Below are 21,613 nucleotides of genomic sequence, written 5' to 3' on the forward strand. Positions count from 1 at the left end.
ACAGCAAGGGTATCCACGAGGGAGGAGTGAAACCGCCACGGGGGAGACGTCACGGATGGAAACGGCGGAAGAGAACCGACCGAGTCACGCCCATGCGACGGGCTCGGAAGGTCCGTCGAATCGGAATCCTGCACCGAAACCCCGCCGGAAACGCGGCGGGAGAACAAAGAGACGCACGATGGTCGTGCGGGGGGTGGGCGGAGAAAGCGGATGACAGGCGTCGTCGTCCGTCGTCAGACGATCATTCCCTTGTCTTTCAAGTCGGTGAGGGTGACCACTTCGACGTTCTGGTTCTTGATGTACTTCAGGATGTTCTCGAACTTCTTCTCCGGGACGCCGTCCTGTCCACCTATCCTGTGGAACAGGAGCGGCGACAGCTGCTTGTATCGGGCAGCGTGATCGATCTTCTGTTTGACGCTCTTGATATCAGACGTCCCCATCCGCGACAGGATGGTGTCCTTCTGGATGACGGGAAGCGCGTTCGGCGACGCCCCGAACGAGAGCGTCAGGTCGAAGTACTTCTGTGCGAGTTCGAACGTGTTCGGGCCGACCACGTTCTTCGGCACGGCCATGTATTTGTGACCGTCGTAGCCGTACTTTTTGAGCCACCGCTGTGACTCCTTCATGAGCTCTTCTTGTTCCGCCTTCGGACGCTGGTCCATCGGCACCGACTGCGTGTTCGGGTGGCAGATCATGTCCCATCCGTCCTTCACCATATCTCTCATCTGTCTCTGGGTGAGGAACCCGTCGTCGAAGACGGCGTCCGTGATGATGGCGTCGACGCCGGAGAAGCCGTACTTCTGCATCATCTTGAACGCCTTCGTGTACTGCGATTCGAGGCCGTCGTCGAAGCTGAGCATCACCATACCCTTCTCCGGTGCGGGCACCGTCTTCAGGTCGTCCACGTAGAACTCGATGGGTTTGGTCGTGTTGGGGTCCGTCGAGCGGCCGATGATACGGATTTCGTACACCTTCGAGAGGTCCACCCTTTTCGGGTCCATGTCGCTCGTGACGCCGAGGTTGACGCGAACCCACTTCCCTTTCGGTCCGTAGAGCGTCCGCTTCATCTCGACGATGTGACCGCGGTCCGGCGCGTACAGTTGCACGCCGATCTTCACGAAGTCGTGTGACGTACACTTGAACGCGAGGGAGAGGTTTTGGTTGCTGAAGTCGGCGGGTTTTTCCGCGAAGTTGACGCGGTGTATCATCCCGTCTTTCGTTTGCTTGCTCCCGACGACGTGAGCGGACTGGGAGCCTTCGTACTTCATCTTCGTACTCTTCTTGAGGCTTCCCTCTCCATCGACGGCGCTCCACGCACCGAGCTTTTCGAAGCCCTCGTACGTTTGTGGACCGGACGGTTGCTCGGTGGTACCGTTCTCCGTCGTCGTCTCCTCGCCACTACCCTTGGTGGAGGTGGTCTCCTGGTTGCCGCTTCCGGTGCTACTCGTCGTGGAGGATTTCTCTTTACCGTTACCACCGGCACATCCGGCGAGACCAGCTATACCGGCCGCGCCGACTGTCGTCAGAAACGTGCGTCGTGTCTGTCGTCTCATCGCTACCATATCCAAACGGACATAGGTATTTTCTTATATGGCGCTTAAGAGTGCAATGTCAACGATTGTGCATGTGAAAAATCGGGGGGTAAAACACCGTTTACAACGTTTCCAACAGAGGGAAAACGGGGAGGAACTGAACTAGGCACCAGATAATTAATATGAGGGGTTGATTGGAGTCGTTTGATGGCGTCAGACACGAAAAATCGAAGCATTACTAGCCGTAGAACCTATCTCAAACTCACCGGAGCAATCGCAGCATCGACCGCGATTATGGGTTCTGCTTCAGCGAGCAAATCCGATTACGAAGACCAATACGATACGGTTATTGACATCACGGAAGTCGGCGCAGACGACGACGGAAACGAGTCAATAACGCCCGTGCTACAGGAGCACGCGGACGACGATACACTGCTCTACTTCCCGTCCGGTCGATACTACATGGACGACCAGTTCCGCTTTACCGGGTTCGACAACTTCGGCATGGTGGGAGACAACGCGGAACTCGTTCCGGCGAGCTATCACGACTTCGACGAGGGCGGCGACGGGAACTACCGCCTCTTCCGAATGGGAGTCGACTACGACCCGGGGAACGACCTCCGAATCGAAGGGTTCACCGTCGACCAAACCGCGGACGACACGGGTATTCGTGTCATCGAAGCCGCAATCGACGACGGTCTCATGGTTCGGGACATAGAAATCGTTGGACAACACGACAGCGGAACGTGGGGGCCAGGACGGTTCGTCATCACCGATCCCAACGGCGAAGGGCTCGTCGAGAACTTCAACGCACCGGACGGAGCCGCGTGGGAAGGAAATACGCCGAGTGATGCGTTGTGGCGCGGTCCGACCGGAATCCTCTCGAACAACAACAAAGGGACGCTGACCTTCCGCGACTGTATTCTCGGGAGCTTCCCGGACAACGGGCTGTACGCCGCACACGGGTCCGGTTCGATTCAGATCGAAGGTGGCCGCTTCCAGAACAGCACGGGCGCGAACGTCCGCCTCGGCGGGTTCAACAGCTACATCAAGGACGCGACCATCGTCGTGGACAAGGAGAACACGCACGGAATCGCCCAGCGCGGTCTCCGCATGGAAGACGGACTACTCCTCGTCGCCGAAAACGTCGATTTCCAGACGAACGTCGAGAAGAGTCCGGCCATCTGGATCACGCACGGTTCGAACTACTGTTACGTCGACAACTGCACCGTGACGGCTCGTACCGACGGCCCGTGTACGGCGATCTCGGTTCGGGAATCCGCCGGGATGGCGCGTATCAAACACACGCACATCAAACACGAGACCGGTGGCGGTCCCGTCATCAAGATAAAGGAGGCCGACGACCCGGTCTACGTCGAGGACGTCACCATCAGCGGCGAAGCACCGACCGAAGGAACTCGAAGTGCCATCCACAACTACCGTGACGACTCCGAGTTCCGTGGCGTCAACATCGACTACGGCGGTGGCTGGGGTCGGCGCGCGCTGACGAACGACGCCGACAACTGTCTCATCTACGAGGGAAATTACGTTTCGGAGGACCACGCAATAACGGACAAAGGCACCGGGACGTGGATCGAAGGGGTCTCCGCTCGATCGCGACGTGGCGACGTCGGCCTGTTGCTCAAGTCCTCCGCAGAAGACGTCTACGTCAAGAAGTGCCACCTCGAAAACGGCATCGAAGACAACAGCGCCGACGGCTACGACGGCTGGGGCAACGAGTTCTAACGACCGACCGTCCATCCCCGCCGTCGCTTCGGCCCAAGTCGCTTCAACCGACACCTATTGTCGGACCGCTCGGATGTGGTACGCATCCGAGCGTTCGCTCAAGCACTCCACCTCGAATCCGTGGTCACGGAGGAACGCTTCTATTTCCGCAGTCGTCGTATCGTAGTCCGCACTCAACTCGTGATGGAGTTCGGCGTAGACGACCCTCACCTCGGAAAGTACGTCATCGAATCCACGGAGAACGCGTAGTTCGGCCCCTTCGACGTCTATCTTGAGGATGTCCGGTGCGGGATACTGTCCGGATTCCACCACCGTTTTACCTCGACAGACGTCGATATCGAGTTCCCCGTCCACGGACAGCGCGTGTTTTCCTTCACCGTAACTGTGACCTTTGACCGCGAGCGCCCCGGAGCCGTCCTCGTCGGAGAGCGCGACTTCCGCGACATTCCACCGGCTCACGGGGACGTTCGCGGAAAGGTTTTGGCGAAGTCGGACCGCGTTCGTCGGCATGGGCTCGAAGGCGACCACCAACCCGCTTTCGAGACGTTTCCCGACGAAGCAAGTGTGTGTCCCGATGTTCGCCCCGATATCGTACACCACGTCCGATTCGCGGACGTCGTCCAACAGGGATTCGATGACGGTTTGTTCGCCGACGAGCGACGTTACCCGAGAATATTCGGTTCGGGAGTCGGTCGCGAACTCGACCGTCGTTCCCCCGATAGTAACCGGAACAGACCAGAGATGGACTGCGAGTATGGCATGCCAGTAGAGCGTCGAAATTGCCGGCGCGATACCCGCCCGTTTACAGAGATCCCACAGGCGGCTTTGGGCGGCCCATCGCTCCAAGTCACGCATACAACACACGTCGGGAGTAGGCTTATAAATATATCATCGGTAATCAGCTTCGAAGGGAGCGGATAAATCGACTTAGTAATCGCATAATAAAACTCCGGACGGACATTCGTCAGGTCAAACCATATATTTAATAACTAAAGAGGGTGAAAAATTACAAATCTTCAAGAATCTATTTTTCTTCCGAGGAACGACGACAGGTCACGTGAACGACGATCGAGGGACACCGCGAACGTCCCTCTTCGGTCGGGTGGCCGAAACCCGGTCGAGGAAGTCGTCACGGACGGGTTGGAAATTCGACCCGGAACGACAACCACGGTATCGTCGAACAGGGAGCCGTCGACGAAAACGCATCCGTTGCCGAATCGGTTCACCCCCGCCGCACGATCAACGAGGAAAGCGAAGGCGGCCCTTTCCTCAGCCCATCCGCTCGCAGCGAGACTGACGACGTCCGCCCGAATCCGTATCACGTTCCAAACGAAGACGGGGGCGTCTCAGTGGGTGCAAACCGTTTCAGAGCCGCCTAAACACAATTTTCCTGATGTTATACTGTGTATAGTTAACCCTCGTTGACGCAATAGGTAGTAGTAGAGCCAACCGTGACACGAGCGAGAGAGGAAGTCATGAGACGAAATCGGCGAGCAGTCCGATGCCGCCGTGGCACGGAGCGACCGCCAGCGGATTCAACGGAGGAGCACGAACGATGAACAAAGAGATATTTGGTGTCTTTGGTGACCGAGACGAATTCGAACGATTCCGTTCCGAACGGGAGTTCGACGACATCGTAACGAGTGACGTCGGAACCGTCGGTATTCGGGATACGGGACTCGGGATTCCGGGACGGAGTGCTTCGTACTCCGGGGAACTCGGGTCGTGTGTCATCTGGGGCGAAGCGTATCCGAACAAACGAGGGTGGTCCGAGCCCGCACGATGGCTGTTGGAGCAGTACGCCGAGCAGGGGACGGACGCAATCCGCTCGCTCAATGGGTCCTATTTAGCGTTCATCGAACACGGCGGGGAGTCCATCCTCCTCACCGACGCGATTCGGTCGTGGGAGTGTTTCTACACCGACGACCCGGGCGTTCGGGTGTTCGGTTCCGACGCGGCGGAGGTCGCGAAAACCATCGACAACCCGACGATGCGCCGTCAGTCCGTCGGTGAGTTCCTTCACATGGGCGTCGTTCTCGGCGATAAAACGCTGTTTCACGAACTGCACCGTGCGCCGTTCGACAGCTACTTGACCGCCGAGGAAGCGGATGAACTCGACCGGTTCGTCTACAATGAACGGGAAATGGACTACGTGAACGAGCTTGCGGAACGGATGCAGCGTGCGATCCGACTCCGCTCGCGCCAGCCGGGCAAGAAGGGATTGTTGCTGTCAGCGGGGTACGATTCGCGAACGCTGTTGTCCCAGCTCCCCAACCTCGACCACACGTACACAGTCGGAATGCCGAACGCACAGGAGGTGAAAGTCGCCCGTCGCTTGGCGAAACAGTACGGCGTGGACCACACGACGTTAGTGACGAACGACCGGTACATCACGCCCGGAGAGGAGAAAGTTCGCGACACGCAGGGAATCAAAGAATCCATTCACATCCATCACGCCGGCTACAACAGCGAGATGGAAGTGGACACGATGTATCACGCCCTGCTGTTCGACACGCTGCTGAAGGGATTCGGCCACAAGCGGACCGAGGTGAAGCTGTTCGGAAAGAAGATTCCGACGAAGAAGATGGAGGAGAACCCCGACCCGGTCGAGGCTTCGCTGGATAACTTCGGGTATCTCCCCGAGCGGAGCCGGAAGGTCGCGGAGAAGTACACCGTCGACTCGGACGCGGCCGGGAAATTCGTTCGCCAAGCCATCGACGCGGAGTTCGACCGCTGTTGGAGTCGCACCGATTCCGTGCAGAACGCCCTCGCGTTGTTCAGCATCCGCAACCAACCGACGATTCCGTCCCGAACGCACCTCGCGGACAACTACCTCGAATCGTTCATCGCGGCCGACACGGAACTGCTGGAGTGGCACCTACAGACGCCGCCGGAGTACCGGAACACGTCGACGTTCATCCGGGCGATTCGGCAGCTGGACGAGGACCTGTTCCGTCACCGTCCCCCGGACCGTCCGTACACCTCGACGCTGCTGTCCCAAATCGAGCAGTTCGCGCGGCGGAAGCTCCCGTTCATCACGGAGTTCGAACCGGCGTGGCCCGATCGACAGAAGGTGTACGACCGCTACAACCTGGACCAGCGGTTGTTCCCCGAAAACGAGACGATTCACGACCTGTCGTCGCGTCACAAGCTTCGAATCAACGATATGGTCGGCTGGGTCGCTCAGTGTTCGGAGAACATGGTCAACCCGACGGACGTTCTGTACATGCCGAACGAGCGCAACGCGAACGGCGAAGCGGGCTCGAAACGACGCGGAGCCGACGGGGTTCCGTCGGAAAACTGATTAGCAGCCGTATAATAAAACCCGCTCCGACCGATTTTCAGGGCAATGAGTACGAATGGCCGCTGGTGGTTTCTCGACCTCGTATTAGCCCTCATGCTAACCGTTGTCGGAGGAATCGTCGCATATGCTGAACTCGGCGGACGATTGCGTGTTGCCCTCGTTCTGCCGCTCGTCGTCTTTCTCCCGGGATACGTGCTCATCTCAGCAGTGTTCCCGGAAGGTGAAGAAGACGAGAATCGGACGTTCGGTTCGGGGAACGACGATGCCGCGTACGCGGTCGGCGGCCCCGAGCGGATCGCGCTCGCCGTTGCGCTCAGCGTCGCCATCGTCCCGATGATAGCCGCGCTCTCCAACTTCACGCCGTGGGGCGTTCGCGTACACCCGATTCTGTACGGTATCGTCGGTTTTACCGTGATATTCGCGGCGATAGCGTTCGTCCGACGACTACGCGTACCGGCCGAACGGCGATACTCGCCCGGCGTTCCGGAGGTGCTGTTCAACCCGAGCGGACGTTCGGGTGGGGGCCTGACGGTGGCGCTGAACGTCGGTATCGTCATCAGCTTCGTCCTGCTCGCGTCGACGGTCGGATTCGCGGTTCTCAACCCGCCACAGGGAGAGACGTTCACCGAGTTCTACGTGAACACGAACGATGTGAACGGTCAGACGAATACAATGTACAACACGAACCTCGCCGAAGACGGCGTGACGGTCAACGTTCACAGCTACGAGCGGGAACGAACGGAGTACACGGTCGTCGCCGTTATCGAACGGGTCGAAGGGGGGAGCGTCACGGACCGGTCCCAGTTCGCCAAAGAACAGGTCACGGTCGACGCGGGGGAGAAAAAACAGGTGAAGCTCACCGGCGACCCGGCGTTCACCGGGGACAACGTCCGCGTTCGCCTCCGCCTCTACAAGGGGTCCGCGTCGGGAGAGCCATATATAACGACGCGCGCGTGGGTCTCACCGGGAAGCGCACCCACGAATCAGGCGAGCTCGGCCGACGAGAATCGGGGGACCGACAGCGGTGAAAACAGCGACGATGGCGGAGACAGCGCCGGAGAGGGCGACGATGGCGGGGACAGCGGCCAAGAGACGACGGAACAGCAACAGACCACACAACAACGGACGACGGAGCAACAACAGACGACACAGCAGCAGACGAGCCGACAAACGACCCAGCGCCGGACGACACAGCGTCAAACGACGACGAGTTCGCAATCGACGCCGACGACCACCACGACGACAGCAGCGGGAACGACATCGACGGCTACCACTACCACGACGACCGAGGACGACGGTGGCCTCTTCTCGTGACGTTCGGGACGATAGCCGAACGCCGTCGGGCGTGAACGGTCCCGTTTCCTGCTGATCGTATTCACCGTTTATCACGGACATAGGGGCCGATTTTATGCCGCGTTGGGTTCACACGCCCGTCCTACGACGGAGTGTCGTTGATGGTGGTCGCAGTCGGACCGTACGGTGACAAGAAGAGACGAACGGGCTACTGATACTGGGAGCAGACACGACGGACGCCCTCCTCGAAGCTGATTTCGGGTTCCCAGCCGGTCGCGTCGGAGAACTTGCTCACGTCGGCCATCGTATCGTGGACGTACACGCCCTCCGGGATGGGGTTCTCGACGTACACCGGTTCGACGTCGGTTCCGAGTTCCTCGTTGATGTACTCGACGACGGTGTTGAAGTCGTAGCTCTCCCCCGTACCGAGGTTGTAGATGCCGGTCAGTTCGTAATCAGCCGCGAGTTCGAGACCACTGACGATGTCGGTGACGTACGTGAAGTCCCGCGTTTGACTGCCGTCACCGTATATTTTCGGCGATTCGCCGTTCGCGATGTCGTCCGCGAACTGGGCGATGATGTTGGCGAACTCCCCCTTGTGTTCTTCCGCACCGCCGTACCCCTGATACACCGAGAAGAATCGCATCCCGGCCATGTTCACGTCGTAGTGGTGGGCGAAGTATTCGGCGTAGCGTTCGCGGGCCAGTTTGGACGCTTCGTAGCCGGTGTGAACTTCCACGTCCATGTTCTCCGGCGATGGCTCCGTTCGACTCCCGTAAATGGAGGAGGTCGTCGCGTACACGACGGTATCACAACCGTCCTCCCGCGCCTGTTCGACGGTGTTGACGAACCCCTCCACGTTCACTCTGACGCCCTTCGTCGGGTTCTCCTCGTGCATCGCGTAGGACGATAGAGCGGCGAGGTGGAAGACGACGTCCACGTCCGTCGGCAGGTCGTCTTCGAGGACGCTTCGTTCGTGGAACTCAACCGCGTCGGTCAGGTTGTCCTCGGTTCCGAGATAGCCGTCGTCGATGGCGACGACCTCGTTCTCCCCGGCGAGGTGGTTCGCGAGGTTCGAGCCGATGAATCCGGCACCCCCAGTAACGAGAACGCGTTGTCCCTGCATGGACAGTCATGCAAGAGGGTGAGAGAAAAGGATTCCCCTACGGAAACCTATATCGTCCGATTCGCACAGAGCATCACGTCGCCGTTGTTATAGAGGACGCTCTGGTCGGGACGGCAGATCTGTTGCTGTGACACCTGGCGACGAGCGGGAACGCTGGCAGTCGTTTGGTTATCGTTCACCATCACCTGCTTCACGAGGAGGAATTTGGGCGCCCCCGTGGACTGGTACCGTCGATAGACGGTAATGGGGTGGTCGGTCGGTCCGTCCCTATCATCAGCGGAGAGGTTGACCGCCGCGGCGGGATACGACCCCGTTCTCGAGAACACCGTCTGATACGGATGGTCCGTATGGATCAACTGGCTCGATGCGATGTTCGCCGAGTCGGGCGAACCGGTCATATCCGCGATGGTGTACACCGCCGCAACCTCGGAGTTCGTGTACGTCAAGCGTTCCTGCTTGTCCTTGAACACGGGGCTGTCGATAGTGCCGTGGCTGGACATCACCATCACGCTCGGATAGAGGAGCGCGACGACGACCAGGGCGGCGACGACGACGTTTCGGTTGAGGTTGTGGACGAGATATCCGACGCCGAGGGCGGCGAGGATGGCCATCGGCGCGTAGAGGAACGCGAACCATCGCTGCGGGATGAAATTACGGATACCGAACATCGGCAATCCGAGGGTGAACCCCGTCATCACAACGGTGGCGAACAGGAGCGTGAATACCGCATGCGAGATTCTCTTTCGGCGTAAGACGTACAGACAGCCGACGATGGTCAAGCCGAAGAGGATGAGGAATCCCATCGTATCGATATACGTCGCCACTTTCTGCACGAGCGTCGGGGCGGGAAGGGAGATGAACTCGGAGTTGTTACTCGCGAGGTTCAACAGCCCCGCGCTCGACACCAGCGTCTCTTCGAGGTACAGGAGCACGGTTTCGAGGAACGAGTTCCCGTTGTACGGGGTGAACGACCACATGAAGGTGATGAGCCCCACGTCGAACGCGAGCAGTCCCGCGAGGTTGACCGGTTCCAGTTTCCGGTAGACGCCCGGCCGCCGGGCCGTCGTCTTGAACAGCCCCAGTTTGAGGACGAACTGGGCGAGCAACCCCGAGAACAGGACGACGAGCATGATGAACGTCGATACCTGGTGGGTCAGGATGATGGCGATGGAGAGGAACACGAGCAGGGCGAAGTCCCGTGCGTTGTACTCCAACCGCATGATGCGCAAGAGGGCATAGAGGATGGCGGCGAAGAACAGCAGTCCGTGGCTCGTCGGGATGATGTGGATACCCCACTCGATGAAGTAGTCACCGACGGAGTAGAGCATCGCCGCGAACACCGCCCAGCGCGCCGGGACGAGGAGTTTCGTCGCCCCGTAGATGAGCAGGATCGTCATTGGGATCGCGACGCCGACCGAGAGGTACAGCGCGTTGCGGAGCGACACGTCGTACAGCATCGCCGAGGACGAAACGAGCAAGTGGAACAGCGGTGCCGCGATGTGTTTGTTCCCGTTCATCGCGGAGAGGGAGTGCTGTTCGAGTACGCCGCCCGCCAGTTGGGTCATGTGCGTCCAGATGTCGATTCCGATGTACGACGGCGTGGTGTACACCGCCATGAATCGGATGACGTACGCCAGAGCGAGAATCTGGACCAACAGCAAGGACGGGAGAAGGTCTTCCTCGTCCACGAACACAATTTGGAGGATGATGAGCGTCCCCGTCGCCCCCGAGAGGAGGTGAAACAGCAGGGACCGCTGGCCTGTGTACAACGCGACGGCGACCATGGCGGCCATCATCACGAAACAGATGCTCGGTAGGAGTTGGGCCACTATCCGTGAAATGGACGGATAGGCGTGCATCGTCTCGCGGTCGTTGCGAATCGCAAGCAGATAGAGCCCACAGCCCAGTCCGAGGACGATTGGTATCGTCTTGATGTACACTTGCGAGGCGAAAAACCGCAGCGGGAACAGTCCGAGCGCGATAACGAAGCCGATAATTGCGGCATCGACGTCGAACCGTCGCTGTCGTAGCCAGCCAGACATTCTCCCGGACATCAGTACCTCCGTTCGTCGAATCGTGGTTCCATCATCGTATTTAAACCTCCGCGTCCGGTCGTTTCGTCCGACCGCGTGCGTTCCGGGACCGCCCCGTAATCGCACGCACAATGATGTCGGTCGTGTCGACCTTGTCGTCGAGCAGTCGCTCCCGACGTTCCTGCCAGTCAGTGTCGCCTTCGAGGATGGAGACTGCTTTTTCGAGCGCCCTCGCGTGTCGGTCCCCCCGTTGGTAGTTGAACAGGAGTTCGTAACGCTCGTCCAGTTCGTCCGTATACCCCATCGTGAGCGTGTTGACGTAGATGGCCGGCGTGCCGAGGACGGCGCTCTCCGCGGCCATCGTCGCGCCCTCACCGACGAACAGGTCGGCGAAGGCGAGCAGGTCGTGCATTCGATGGGGCGGAACGGTCGCCCGACGCGATTCGAGCGAGGAAGGAAGCGACCGTTCGGACGTGATGAGTACCTCCGAACCCGCGTCTTCCAGCCGTTCCACCACGTCGCGCACGTCGTCGAATCCGCCCTGCCCCACGTCGTGCGAGGCACCCCATTCGACGAGGCGGAGGACGGTGAACGTCTCCTCCGGGTCCAAACCGAGGTCCTCGACCACTGCCGGGTCCGGCGTAAAGCGGTCGGGGTGAAGATACGCGAGTTCGTGGTAACCGGGATACCGGACCTGTTTCGAACCGACGTTTCGCGTATAGCAATCAGGGGTGTAAACCGCGTTCGCGAACGGGAACGCGAGGTTCTGGATGAGTTTCGCGTGCTCCGTATCGTAGAAGATGGCACTTTGCGCGCCCGTGACTTTCGCCACGTGTGCGGCCGCGACGCCGCCGATCGCCGTAATCACATCGGGTTTCAACTGAAACGCACGTCGGAGCAGACGTGCCTCGTAAGTCGCCTGCACTCGCGCCAGTTCGGACAGTCCCGAGGCGGTGCCGGCCAGTACTTCGTGGCTGATGTCGTATCGTCGGAGCAGTTCGACCGCCATCTCCTTCTCGCGGGCGAAGACGTGAACGTCGTGGCCGTCCCCCTCCAGTTCCGCGATCGCGTTGCGGAAGAAGTGGACGTGTGCCGGATGCTGAACGGTGACGAACACCCTCACGTGTTCTCCCTCCTATCGAGGAGAACCCCGACGAGGATTCCGACCACACCGATGACGAGCGACGTAAGCGATTTTTGGGCATCGTCGTTTTTCGTCCCGGTGAGGGTCGACCCGAGCGCTCGGAATCCCAGCGCGATACCCGTCAACCCACTCACGACGCCGAAGATGTAGGCGATTCCGAGCGGGTGGGTTCGGTAGCGCGAGCCGAGTCGCCAGAAGAAGTTCCTGAGGAGCATGAACGAGACCTTGGGAATGTAGTCGCCGTACCGGATGCTGCTCTCCTCGTCGCCGTAGGTCGCGGGCATGTCCACGTCCGCGACGCGCATACCGGCCACGTTCAGTTTGACGAGGATATCGTTGCAGTAGCCGTAGTACTCGTACATCCCTTCGAGGTCGATGGCTTCGAGCGCCGACAGGGAAATCGCGGTGTAGCCGTTCTGTGGGTCGGTCACATCCCAGTACCCGCTGGCGATACGTGTCAATCCCGTCAGCATCCAGTTGCCGAGTAGACGGAATCTCGGCATCTCGTGGCGGAAGTCCGAATTCGAGAGACGGTCGCCTTTCGCGTATTCCGCATCGCCCGCGACGATGGGGTCGAGGAAGCGCGTCATTATGTCGGGGTCCATCTGGCCGTCCGCGTCGATGGTGACGGTCACGTCCGTCCCGTCCTCGCGGGCGGCGAGGTATCCCGTCTTGATGGCCGCGCCGGCACCCCTGTTCATTTCGTGCCGGATGGCGACGACGTCACCGTCGGTGTCGTCACTCTCACCGGCGCGAGGCGCACGCTCTATCGCCGCGTGCGCTCGAATTTCGTCCCACGTACCGTCGGTCGAGGCGTCGTCTACGACATAGACGCGGTCTACGAAGTCGGGAAGCGAATCGAGGACGTCGCCGACGAACCCTTCTTCGTTGTACGCGGGCACGACGACGCCTATCGTGTGCCCTTCGTACATCTACACCCTCCGATACGAGAATCCAGCGTCGGTGACTTTCTCGGCGTCGAACGCGCCCGTCACGTCCACGAACGATGGGTTGTCGTTCATCTCCGCCGCCAGTTTCTCCAAGTCGAGGTCGTAGAACTCGCGGTGGGGCGTCGCGAGGACGATGCCGTCGAATCCTTCGACGGAAAATTCGTCGTCCTCCTGCATCGCAACGCCGAACTCCTCGGTCATGAGTTCGTTGTCCCCGTGCGGGTCGTAGCCGACGGTTTCGATGTCGAACTCGTGGAGTTGGCGGATGATACCGTCCACCTTCGACGTGCGGATGTCGGCCACGTCCGGTTTGTACGTCATCCCGAGGATGAGAACGCGGCTATCGCGGAGCGCCTTTCCGGACTGGTTCAACTCCTTTATCATCATGTTCGAGATGTGAGTCGGCATGGCCTCGTTCACGTCACGACTCTGTTGGATGAGCGGCGGTGCGAATCCGGCTTGTTTGGAGCGGTGGATGAAAAAATACGGGTCGACGGGGATGCAGTGTCCACCGACGAGTCCCGGTCGATAGTCGTGGAAGTTCCACTTCGTACCCGACGCTTCGAGTACCGCACGCGTGTCGATGTCCATGTCCATGCTGTCGAAGGCCATCGCCAACTCGTTCACGAGGGCGATGTTCAGGTCGCGTTGGATGTTCTCTACAACCTTGCTCGCCTCCGCAACCTCCATGGAAGCGGCCTTGTGAACGCCCGCGTCGATGACCGTCGAATACAGTTCGGCGATGTCGTCGCGAACGTCATCGTTCATCCCACCGACGACTTTCACCACGTCACGGAGACCGTGTTCCGGGTCGCCCGGCGTCGCACGCTCCGGGGAGTAACCCACGAAGAAATCCTCGCCGCACGTCAATCCCGACGCTTCCTCGAGTGCGGGAAGGAGGACCTCACGCGTCGCACCGGGGAAAATCGTCGATTCGAGGATGACGGTGGTGTCGGGCGACATGTACTCACCGATGGTACGTCCGGCCGCAACCACGAAGTCGAGGTTCGGTTGGTCGTTTTCGTCGACCGGCGTCGGAACCGCGATCATCACGTAATCCGCGCGGGTGATCTCCTCGGGGTCGTTCGTGTAGGTGATTTCGCTCTCGGCGATCGCGTCGTCACCGAGGTCGCCCGTCGTGTCAGTGCCGCCGCGAAGGGTATCGACTTTCCCGTCGTCGATGTCGAAGCCGACGACGTTGTACCCTTCTTGGTCGAATCCGACCGCCAACGGGAGTCCGACGTAGCCGAGACCGACGACGCAAATCGTCGCCTCCCGGCTCTTCGTTACGTCGCTCTGGTCGCTTCCGGCGTAGTCCCGCTGGCCGTCTATGTTTCCTATCGTCGAGTTCATGGGTGATGGTCCTCCATTCGGGTGCTCCGTTACCGTCCGTACCGAAGACAGGTATCGAAGGAAAGAGGAGGTTGATTTCCTTCGGATTCTCCGGTCAGACGCATTCCTCGTTAGAATCCATCAAACCCTGTAGCCTTTATTATACACTGACTAAGGGCCTCGTACCGCAAAATTGGCTTTTTCCGAGGTGAAATTAATGTGGATAGATGACACGGAACACGGTGTTGGTTCGAGACAAGTAAGAGCAACAACTAATCACGCACGCGTAATAGTAGACACGTCCGATGGTCAGGAGAGTCGCAAATTCCAACAGTAAATCGGTGGTCCCAGAAAGAACACAGATCACAGTAGTATGAAGATACATGTAGGAATGAAACCGCAATACAGAGGCCGGATAAACTCGATACAACGGTTTGAAAGATAAGAAAACAGGAATAAACCGTTCGAAAACTGGCTGCAACTTCCGGGAGCAGCTTCTCCGTTTATTATCCCCCCGACGAACCCACCATGTATGAGCGCAACGACACAACAGGTCAAAGAACAGTCTCCGACGATAGACACGAGCGCATCCGTGGAGCTAGGTGAGGACCAGGTCTATCACCTCCTTCAGAACGAGCGGCGCCGTAACGTACTTCGCTACCTCCACGACGTGGAGGGAAAAGTCTCGATGCGCGACATCGCAGAGCAGGTCGCGGCGTGGGAAAACGACAGCACCGTTCAGGCGATCACGTCCAGCGAGCGCCAGCGCGTGTACATCCCACTGTACCAGTCCCACCTCCCGAAACTCGACGAGGAAGGTATCATCGAATACGACCAGAGCCGTGGAACGGTTAGAAAGACGGACGCTGCGGACGTGTTGTACGAGTACCTCGAACCGGGGACGAGCGATGACGACGTCGAGGGGGAGGACGAACACAACCCGACCCGATGGGAACGATACTATCTCGGCGCGTCCGGTCTCGGTGCGACGCTCCTCGCCGGGTCGACGCTCGGTCTTTCACCCTTCTCGTTGCTCCCGCACGGATCGGTCGGACTCGCGATTCTCGGGATGTTCTGGACACTGACGCTCGGACACCGATTCGCGTAACGCCGGGTACGTAGCTGGAGAAAGAAGAAGTATTTCAGTATTAGTTTGCTGCTAATACGAATCGTGTTCTCGTTTTCACACATCTCTGTTTTCGAGGTTTCGAGCAGTGCAAACGAATGCGGTCGTAACCTACTAGTAAGACAGGCTAAATACAACAGATAGACTCAGTAGAAATCCAACCCCAAAGGAAAAATACTCAGCGCGGAAATACCAAACATAGAACGGTTCATTGGACGAAACTGGAAGCCAGACCCCACAACAATATGACAAACCGGCACCTAGCGATATTCTCGATCTGCCTGCTTCTCCTCGCCACCGTCGCCCCCGCCGGTGCAGCACCGTCGGGTAATCAACTCGTCATTCAGAGCGTCACGTACGCCGGATCAGGTGTCGCCAAATCGGGAGCGAATATGACCTATCTCTGGAAGTCGGATCCACACAATCAGAGCGTGACGGTGTACGCAGGAAATCGCTCCGGGAGCTATCAAGTCTGTACGAACCTCCGCGGGCCGGACAACACGACGAGTGCCGCGGCGTGTCGAGACGTCTCGTTCAATGCTAGCACGGTAGAGCGGGTCAACTTCACTTTCGGAAGCGTTTCGTCGAACGCAAGCGGCCGTCAAACGGCCGTCGTCACCGTCGAAAACGGTACCAACGTCATCGCGAAACGGACGGCTCCCGTCTACCTCATGATAAAGACGGGCGACGACGACGGCGATGGACTGACGAACGAGAAGGAGATCGAGATCGGGACCAACGTCTCGAGCAAGGATTCCGACAAGGACGGACTCGAAGACGGCGAGGAGATAAACAACTACGGAACGAACGCGACGGACGCGGACACGGACGGCGACGGCCTTCGTGACAATCAGGAGATAAGCGTCGGTTCGAATCCAACGCGTAAGGATACGGACGCGGACGGGCTGATCGATGGGGTCGAATACGAAAAGGGGACGAACGTCAGTCGGGCCGACACGGACGACGATGGACTGACCGACGTTGCGGAGTTGGACGTCGGAACCAACCCGACGAACAAGGACACCGACGGCGACGGCCTGAACGACAGCGAGGAGGTCGCAAGCGTCACGGATCCCACGAAATCGGATACCGATGACGATGGACTGAACGACGGGAAGGAGAAGGCGCTCGGAACCGACCCGTCGAAAGTCGACAGCGATAACGACGGACTGCGGGACGGAAAGGAAGTGGAAATCGGAACGGATCCGCTGAAAAAGGACAGCGACGGCGACGGGCTGAGCGACGGGTTCGAACACGGGTTCGGAACGAACCCGAATAGCCGCGTTCTCACGGGAGGACTGTATCTCGTTTTCCTGAGCCTCCTCGTCGGAACCGGGTTGCTGGTACAGCGAAACGGAACCGAATGGCTCCCGATGCTGTTCGGTAACGACACGAGAACTGGACGCGAACCGGAACCAGAACCGCCGGCGCAGAGTGAAACGATGACGACGGATGCGGATCGCGTACTGGAACTCCTGCGCGAAAACGGCGGGCGCCTTCCACAAGGAGAGATTATCGAGCGGACCGGCTGGTCGAAATCGAAGGTCAGTCGCCTGCTGTCGAAAATGGAAGACAGAGAACAAGTCAGCAAGATCAATATCGGCCGGAAAAACATCGTTATTCTCTACGGCCAGGAACCGGGGAATACGAACAATTCATCCAAAAAGCAGGAGTAGAAGCGGTTGAAGCTGCCATGCACACACACAGATTCGACGGTGAAATTCGGCAAATTTAAGTCATCCATATTACATTCGAGCCGGATAGAAGCCGCATCTGGTGCGGATATATTCGTTTTACATCCCTGCTAAGATACCCCCTTAATCAGTCTATAGTAATGGGGTTAGGGAGAAACGTGGAAGACAAGAGCCAGTCGTCTCCTGTGGTTGGGGCGGCAGGGCTATAGGACACACCCATGAACTACCCTGACACACTAGACGGACGTGCGGCAGTTCGTTCCGGCTTGGTCCACGATACGGGAGGACGTACCGGTCCGGAGCGACAGTACGAGCGGCCCGTAGGACGAACGGAGGAGATGTAGGATGTGCGGAATCATCGCTCGCATCGGCGAAGGAGATGCGATTACGAAACTCGTAACGGGGCTCGAAAACCTCGAATACCGAGGCTACGATTCCGCCGGCGTCGCAGTCCAGAACGGGTCCGGAATCTCCGTGTACAAGCGCTCGGGACAGATATCCGAGCTAAAAGACAGCATCGTCGGAAGCGTCCCGAAGGGGAACGTCGGTATCGGCCATACTCGCTGGAGTACGCACGGTCCGCCGACCGACGCGAACGCCCATCCGCACACCAGCGAGACGGAAAACGTCGCCGTCGTCCACAACGGTATCATCGAGAACTACACCGAGCTGAAGGAGTGGCTCGAAGGAAAGGGCCACGAGTTCACGAGCGATACCGACACGGAAGTCATCCCACATCTCTTCGAATACTATCTCGATGACTCGCCGAGTATCGAAGACGCGTTCCGCAAAACCATCAACGACCTCGAAGGGAGCTACGCGGTGGCCGCGCTCGTCGACGGCGTCCACGCCATCTACGCGGCCCGACAGGGATCGCCGCTCATCCTCGGACTGGACAACAACGAGTACTACCTCGCCAGCGACGTTCCGGCCTTCCTCGACCACACGGACAGGGTCGTGTACTTCGAGGACGGCGACGTCGCCGTCCTCGAACCGAACGGCGTGACGATGACCGACCTCGAAGGTAACATGGTCACTCGCGACGTGGAACGAATCGACTGGGACCCCGAGGACGCCGGAAAAGGCGGATACGAGCATTACATGCTCAAAGAGATCAACACCCAGCCTAACGCACTCACCAACACCATCGAGGGGCGAGTGGGCGACAGCGGGGTCAACCTCGAAGCCTTCCCGGAAGGATCGTTCGAAGGCGTCGACGACGTGCAGTTCGTCGCCTGTGGAACGTCGTACCACGCGGCGCTGTACGGGCAACAACTCCTCAACCAGACGGGGATGCGCGCACAGGCGTTCCGTGCCAGCGAGTACGTCGACTCGGCGACCGGTTCCGTCACGGAGAACACGCTGGTCATCGCCGTCACGCAGAGCGGAGAGACGGCGGACACCCTCGGCGCACTCCGCGGAGCGAAAGAGCGGGGCGCACGGACCGTCACGGTGACGAACGTGATGGGTTCGACCGCGGCCCGGGAGGCCGACGACGCGCTCTTCATCCGCGCCGGCCCCGAAATCGGCGTGGCCGCCACGAAGACGTTCTCCTCGCAAGCGGTCATGCTCTCGCTTCTCTCGTTCCGCCTCGCGGAGGACATCGAGACGGCAACCGCACCGGAGGACAAGGCGGAACTGCTCGAGGACTTGGAGGAGCTTCCCGAACACGTTCAGCGGGTCCTCGATACCACGACCGCCAAACGGATCGCTAGCCGGTACACCGGGAGCGAGGCGTTCTTCTTCATCGGTCGTGGGCTGAACAACGCCGTCGCCAAGGAGGGCGCACTGAAGTTCAAGGAGATCACCTACGAACACGCGGAAGGCTTCGCCTCCGGCGAACTGAAACACGGGCCGCTCGCGCTCGTGACGCCGGACACGCCCGTGTTCGCGCTGTTCAACGGCGACAAGGACAAGAAGACGCTCCAGAACGCCAAGGAGGCACAGGCGCGCGGCGCGCCGATCGTCTCGGTTGCACACGCGAACCACCCCGCCGAGAAGATATCCGATGCGTTCCTCGAAATCCCCGAGACACATCCCATGTGGTCGGGACTGCTGGCGAACGTTCAGCTGCAGTTGGTGTCCTACTACGCAGCGAAGAACTTGGGCCGGCCGGTAGACAAGCCACGAAACTTGGCAAAGAGCGTTACGGTCGAATAACCCACGGAAGGGACGACGGTAGTGTCATGGAGTGCGGTCCGTTTTTCTTCGCGGGGGCTGGGTTCGAAGTCGGTGGGCGTGAAAGAGCGCGAGCGTCGCAAACGCGAAAACGGTCGCCAGCGCGACGTAGATGACGAACGCGCTGTCGAACATCCACGTGAACGCCGTTCCACCGGTGCTGAAGATACCGAGCGAGAGATATCGAATACTCCAATCAGGGGAGGACATCGTTTCTCTGGGTTACCCGGACGGACCATTATTATCCACCGAGTAAACGGGTATCGAAGATGTCAGTAGCAAGGATGGATTTGCGGGGATGAAAGACCAAGGGACAGATATGTGAAAACGGCTGAAACGAACGATATCCGGCGAGCCAAAACTTATTACTACCAGTACTGAGTAGTAAGAAATGTCCCAGCGTCGCCGTGGCAGACGTCTGTTGGGACAGCTGTCATCCATACCCTTCCAAACACTGAAATGGAGAGCGGTAGCTCGGGATGAAGTCGGATATCGGGGTGGAATCGAAGGGGGAGAGAGTACATTTCGTGTGCGCTCACCGAAATCGCAGTTCGGTTTTTCGGATGGCCGATCCGCATTCACTTCTTGTCAGCATCTCGGAAGAGAATGACTGATCTCCACACCGGTTTTCCGCTGCTTTCGTGAACAGACACACACCACGTTTCCTCTGCTTTCCGTTACGATTGACCAACGGTCCCTGAAACCCATTCTTCAGCTCAAAATATAACCCTAGTGCGGAAGTTGTTATCAATTATAACTAATAAAACTTTGCCCCCATAGGTCTTCCACGTGGTTCGCTTGAAGAAAGCAAAGGAAACGTGGTGTGGGTGTCTCTCTTAAAAAACCACAGCAAAGGAATCAGAGGAAGCAAAGGAACAGGTGGTTTTAAGATGTGTCGAAGAGTGACATGATCCAATGGGATCTCACCGCTTCAACAGATCCACAACGCCATTCAGGAATCGCGAGGCACTCCTGGACGATTACACTCCGGATACCTTCGTGGGACGAGATGATGAGTTAGATGAGTACCACGAGGCTCTCGAGCCCGTCATCTATGGGGAACAACCGAACAACATCTTTCTTTACGGCAAAACGGGAGTAGGAAAGACTGCTGCAACAAAATATCTGCTACGGAACCTCGAAGAAGACGCAAACCAGTTCGAAGATCTCGAACTAGCGACCGCGTATATCAACTGCGATGGGTTCGAAACGAGCTACCGCGTCGGAGTCGCGCTTATCAATGCACTTCGAGATCCTGCCGACCAGATCTCCGAGTCAGGGTACAGTACATCCGAGATATATGCGATGCTTTGGGACGATCTCGACGCGGACGGCGGTATCGTCTTACTCGTCCTCGACGAGGTCGATCATATCAATCAAGGAGAAGATAGTATTCTCTACCAACTATCTCGCGCACGCGAGAACGAAAACTTGCGAGAAGCACGTGTTGGTGTTATCGGAATTAGCAACGACCTCACGTTCCGAGATCGTCTCTCGCCAAAGGTTCGCTCGTCGCTCTGTGAACGAACTATCTCATTTCCACATTACACTGCAACTGAACTCCTTGAGGTCCTCGAACAGCGCTCCGAAGTTGCGTTTAAATCAAACGTTCTTTCCAATGAGGTTCTCCCAAAGTGCGCTGCACTCGGCGCACAGAGCGCAGGTGATGCTCGACACGCGCTGGATCTTCTTCTAACAGCGGGTGATATTGCCCGTGGAAATGAGAGCGAGACTGTGCAGGAGCGGCACGTCGATCACGCTTTGGAACGCGTTGAAAAGGAAGAAATCACGGAAGGAATTTCGAATCTCACCGAACATGAGCAACACATCCTCTATGCGTTGGCAACACTCGACGCCGAAGACGGGACACCTGTCCGGTCGCGAGAAATCTATCCGCGTTACCGGAATATGTGCTCGCTGTCTGGCCGCGACGCACACACCAGTCGATGGCTTCGCGATCATCTGGATGAACTAGGAATGCTCGGGATTCTCTCGGTAACGGAGAAGAACGAAGGATTAGCCGGTGGGAAGTATCGAGAGTACGATCTCCAGCAGGAACTTACTCTCGTCGTCAACGCACTGGAAGACACATTAGCCTCGATTGGTGTTCACGAGAGTCTGAGGTCCTATCACGAGGGATAGCATAGGAAATCCG

General features: G+C 58.6%; 15 protein-coding genes. 7 read left to right on the top strand and 8 right to left on the bottom strand.

Translation table 11 applies throughout. The features are described from left to right. Positions 1 to 233: 233 nt before the first annotated feature. Positions 234 to 1,553 (bottom strand): polysaccharide deacetylase family protein, encoded by a 1,320-nt coding sequence (locus tag LJF34_RS27470; protein WP_231189758.1) that lies wholly within the window; start codon positions 1,551 to 1,553, stop codon positions 234 to 236. 273 nt (positions 1,554 to 1,826) lie between these two features. Here LJF34_RS27470 and LJF34_RS27475 point away from each other — a divergent pair, with 273 nt between their 5' ends. Then, positions 1,827 to 3,278: a hypothetical protein gene (locus LJF34_RS27475; RefSeq protein WP_231189759.1), complete on the top strand. Its 1,452-nt coding sequence runs from the start codon at positions 1,827 to 1,829 to the stop codon at positions 3,276 to 3,278. A gap of 54 nt (positions 3,279 to 3,332) precedes the next feature. Here the strand turns inward: LJF34_RS27475 and LJF34_RS27480 are convergent, their stop codons facing one another. Beyond that, positions 3,333 to 4,133: an FkbM family methyltransferase gene (locus LJF34_RS27480; protein ID WP_231189760.1), complete on the bottom strand. Its 801-nt coding sequence runs from the start codon at positions 4,131 to 4,133 to the stop codon at positions 3,333 to 3,335. Positions 4,134 to 4,833: 700 nt separating this feature from the next. On the opposite strand from LJF34_RS27480, the gene LJF34_RS27485 reads away from it, so the two are divergent. Continuing rightward, positions 4,834 to 6,582 carry an asparagine synthase-related protein gene (locus LJF34_RS27485; protein ID WP_231189767.1) on the top strand — a complete coding sequence of 583 codons (1,749 nt, stop codon included), beginning with the start codon at positions 4,834 to 4,836 and terminating at the stop codon, positions 6,580 to 6,582. Positions 6,583 to 6,627: 45 nt separating this feature from the next. Then, entirely contained in the window at positions 6,628 to 7,896 is a 1,269-nt protein-coding gene (locus LJF34_RS27490; protein ID WP_231189769.1) for a DUF1616 domain-containing protein, read from the top strand. 187 nt (positions 7,897 to 8,083) lie between these two features. On the opposite strand, the gene LJF34_RS27495 is transcribed toward LJF34_RS27490, so the two are convergent. Genes LJF34_RS27495 through LJF34_RS27515 form a run of 5 tightly spaced genes read right to left on the bottom strand, consistent with a single transcriptional unit; the run spans position 8,084 to position 14,481 of the window. Next, positions 8,084 to 9,001 (bottom strand): NAD-dependent epimerase/dehydratase family protein, encoded by a 918-nt coding sequence (locus LJF34_RS27495; RefSeq protein ID WP_231189772.1) that lies wholly within the window; start codon positions 8,999 to 9,001, stop codon positions 8,084 to 8,086. Positions 9,002 to 9,048: 47 nt separating this feature from the next. Continuing rightward, positions 9,049 to 11,055 (bottom strand): hypothetical protein, encoded by a 2,007-nt coding sequence (locus tag LJF34_RS27500; RefSeq protein WP_231189774.1) that lies wholly within the window; start codon positions 11,053 to 11,055, stop codon positions 9,049 to 9,051. 40 nt (positions 11,056 to 11,095) lie between these two features. Next, positions 11,096 to 12,157, bottom strand: a complete 1,062-nt coding sequence (locus LJF34_RS27505; RefSeq protein ID WP_231189777.1) for a DUF354 domain-containing protein — start codon at positions 12,155 to 12,157, stop codon at positions 11,096 to 11,098. Continuing rightward, positions 12,154 to 13,110, bottom strand: a complete 957-nt coding sequence (locus tag LJF34_RS27510) for a glycosyltransferase family 2 protein (protein ID WP_231189779.1) — start codon at positions 13,108 to 13,110, stop codon at positions 12,154 to 12,156. The genes LJF34_RS27505 and LJF34_RS27510 overlap by 4 nt, the downstream gene beginning before the upstream one ends. Beyond that, entirely contained in the window at positions 13,111 to 14,481 is a 1,371-nt protein-coding gene (locus tag LJF34_RS27515) for a nucleotide sugar dehydrogenase (RefSeq protein ID WP_231189781.1), read from the bottom strand. A gap of 511 nt (positions 14,482 to 14,992) precedes the next feature. Here LJF34_RS27515 and LJF34_RS27520 point away from each other — a divergent pair. The 3 genes from LJF34_RS27520 (at position 14,993) to glmS (ending at position 19,440) form a co-directional block, all read left to right on the top strand. Then, a complete protein-coding gene (locus LJF34_RS27520; protein WP_231189783.1) occupies positions 14,993 to 15,568 on the top strand; it encodes a hypothetical protein in 576 nt (191 codons plus the stop codon). Between the two features lie 263 nt (positions 15,569 to 15,831). After that, positions 15,832 to 17,262 (top strand): helix-turn-helix domain-containing protein, encoded by a 1,431-nt coding sequence (locus tag LJF34_RS27525; RefSeq protein WP_231189785.1) that lies wholly within the window; start codon positions 15,832 to 15,834, stop codon positions 17,260 to 17,262. 363 nt (positions 17,263 to 17,625) lie between these two features. Continuing rightward, a complete protein-coding gene (gene glmS, locus LJF34_RS27530; RefSeq protein ID WP_231189788.1) occupies positions 17,626 to 19,440 on the top strand; it encodes a glutamine--fructose-6-phosphate transaminase (isomerizing) in 1,815 nt (604 codons plus the stop codon). 24 nt (positions 19,441 to 19,464) lie between these two features. On the opposite strand, the gene LJF34_RS27535 is transcribed toward glmS, so the two are convergent. Next, positions 19,465 to 19,668 carry a hypothetical protein gene (locus LJF34_RS27535; protein WP_231189792.1) on the bottom strand — a complete coding sequence of 68 codons (204 nt, stop codon included), beginning with the start codon at positions 19,666 to 19,668 and terminating at the stop codon, positions 19,465 to 19,467. Positions 19,669 to 20,373: 705 nt separating this feature from the next. Between LJF34_RS27535 and LJF34_RS27540 the strand changes: the two genes are divergently transcribed. Further along, positions 20,374 to 21,600 (top strand): orc1/cdc6 family replication initiation protein, encoded by a 1,227-nt coding sequence (locus tag LJF34_RS27540; RefSeq protein WP_231189794.1) that lies wholly within the window; start codon positions 20,374 to 20,376, stop codon positions 21,598 to 21,600. Positions 21,601 to 21,613 lie beyond the last annotated feature (13 nt).

Origin of the sequence: Haladaptatus sp. DYF46 (assembly GCF_021083305.1) — an archaeon.
Classification (GTDB): Archaea; Halobacteriota; Halobacteria; order Halobacteriales; family Haladaptataceae; genus Haladaptatus.

Excerpts from the sequence above, each read along its gene's own strand:
- LJF34_RS27470 (WP_231189758.1), bottom strand. The coding sequence starts at position 1,553 with ATGAGACGACAGACACGACGCACGTTTCTGACGACAGTCGGCGCGGCC.
- LJF34_RS27475 (WP_231189759.1), top strand. The coding sequence starts at position 1,827 with ATGGGTTCTGCTTCAGCGAGCAAATCCGATTACGAAGACCAATACGAT.
- LJF34_RS27480 (WP_231189760.1), bottom strand. The coding sequence starts at position 4,133 with ATGCGTGACTTGGAGCGATGGGCCGCCCAAAGCCGCCTGTGGGATCTC.
- LJF34_RS27485 (WP_231189767.1), top strand. The coding sequence starts at position 4,834 with ATGAACAAAGAGATATTTGGTGTCTTTGGTGACCGAGACGAATTCGAA.
- LJF34_RS27490 (WP_231189769.1), top strand. The coding sequence starts at position 6,628 with ATGAGTACGAATGGCCGCTGGTGGTTTCTCGACCTCGTATTAGCCCTC.
- LJF34_RS27495 (WP_231189772.1), bottom strand. The coding sequence starts at position 9,001 with ATGCAGGGACAACGCGTTCTCGTTACTGGGGGTGCCGGATTCATCGGC.
- LJF34_RS27500 (WP_231189774.1), bottom strand. The coding sequence starts at position 11,055 with ATGTCCGGGAGAATGTCTGGCTGGCTACGACAGCGACGGTTCGACGTC.
- LJF34_RS27510 (WP_231189779.1), bottom strand. The coding sequence starts at position 13,110 with ATGTACGAAGGGCACACGATAGGCGTCGTCGTGCCCGCGTACAACGAA.
- LJF34_RS27515 (WP_231189781.1), bottom strand. The coding sequence starts at position 14,481 with ATGAACTCGACGATAGGAAACATAGACGGCCAGCGGGACTACGCCGGA.
- LJF34_RS27520 (WP_231189783.1), top strand. The coding sequence starts at position 14,993 with ATGAGCGCAACGACACAACAGGTCAAAGAACAGTCTCCGACGATAGAC.
- LJF34_RS27525 (WP_231189785.1), top strand. The coding sequence starts at position 15,832 with ATGACAAACCGGCACCTAGCGATATTCTCGATCTGCCTGCTTCTCCTC.
- glmS (WP_231189788.1), top strand. The coding sequence starts at position 17,626 with ATGTGCGGAATCATCGCTCGCATCGGCGAAGGAGATGCGATTACGAAA.
- LJF34_RS27535 (WP_231189792.1), bottom strand. The coding sequence starts at position 19,668 with ATGTCCTCCCCTGATTGGAGTATTCGATATCTCTCGCTCGGTATCTTC.
- LJF34_RS27540 (WP_231189794.1), top strand. The coding sequence starts at position 20,374 with ATGGGATCTCACCGCTTCAACAGATCCACAACGCCATTCAGGAATCGC.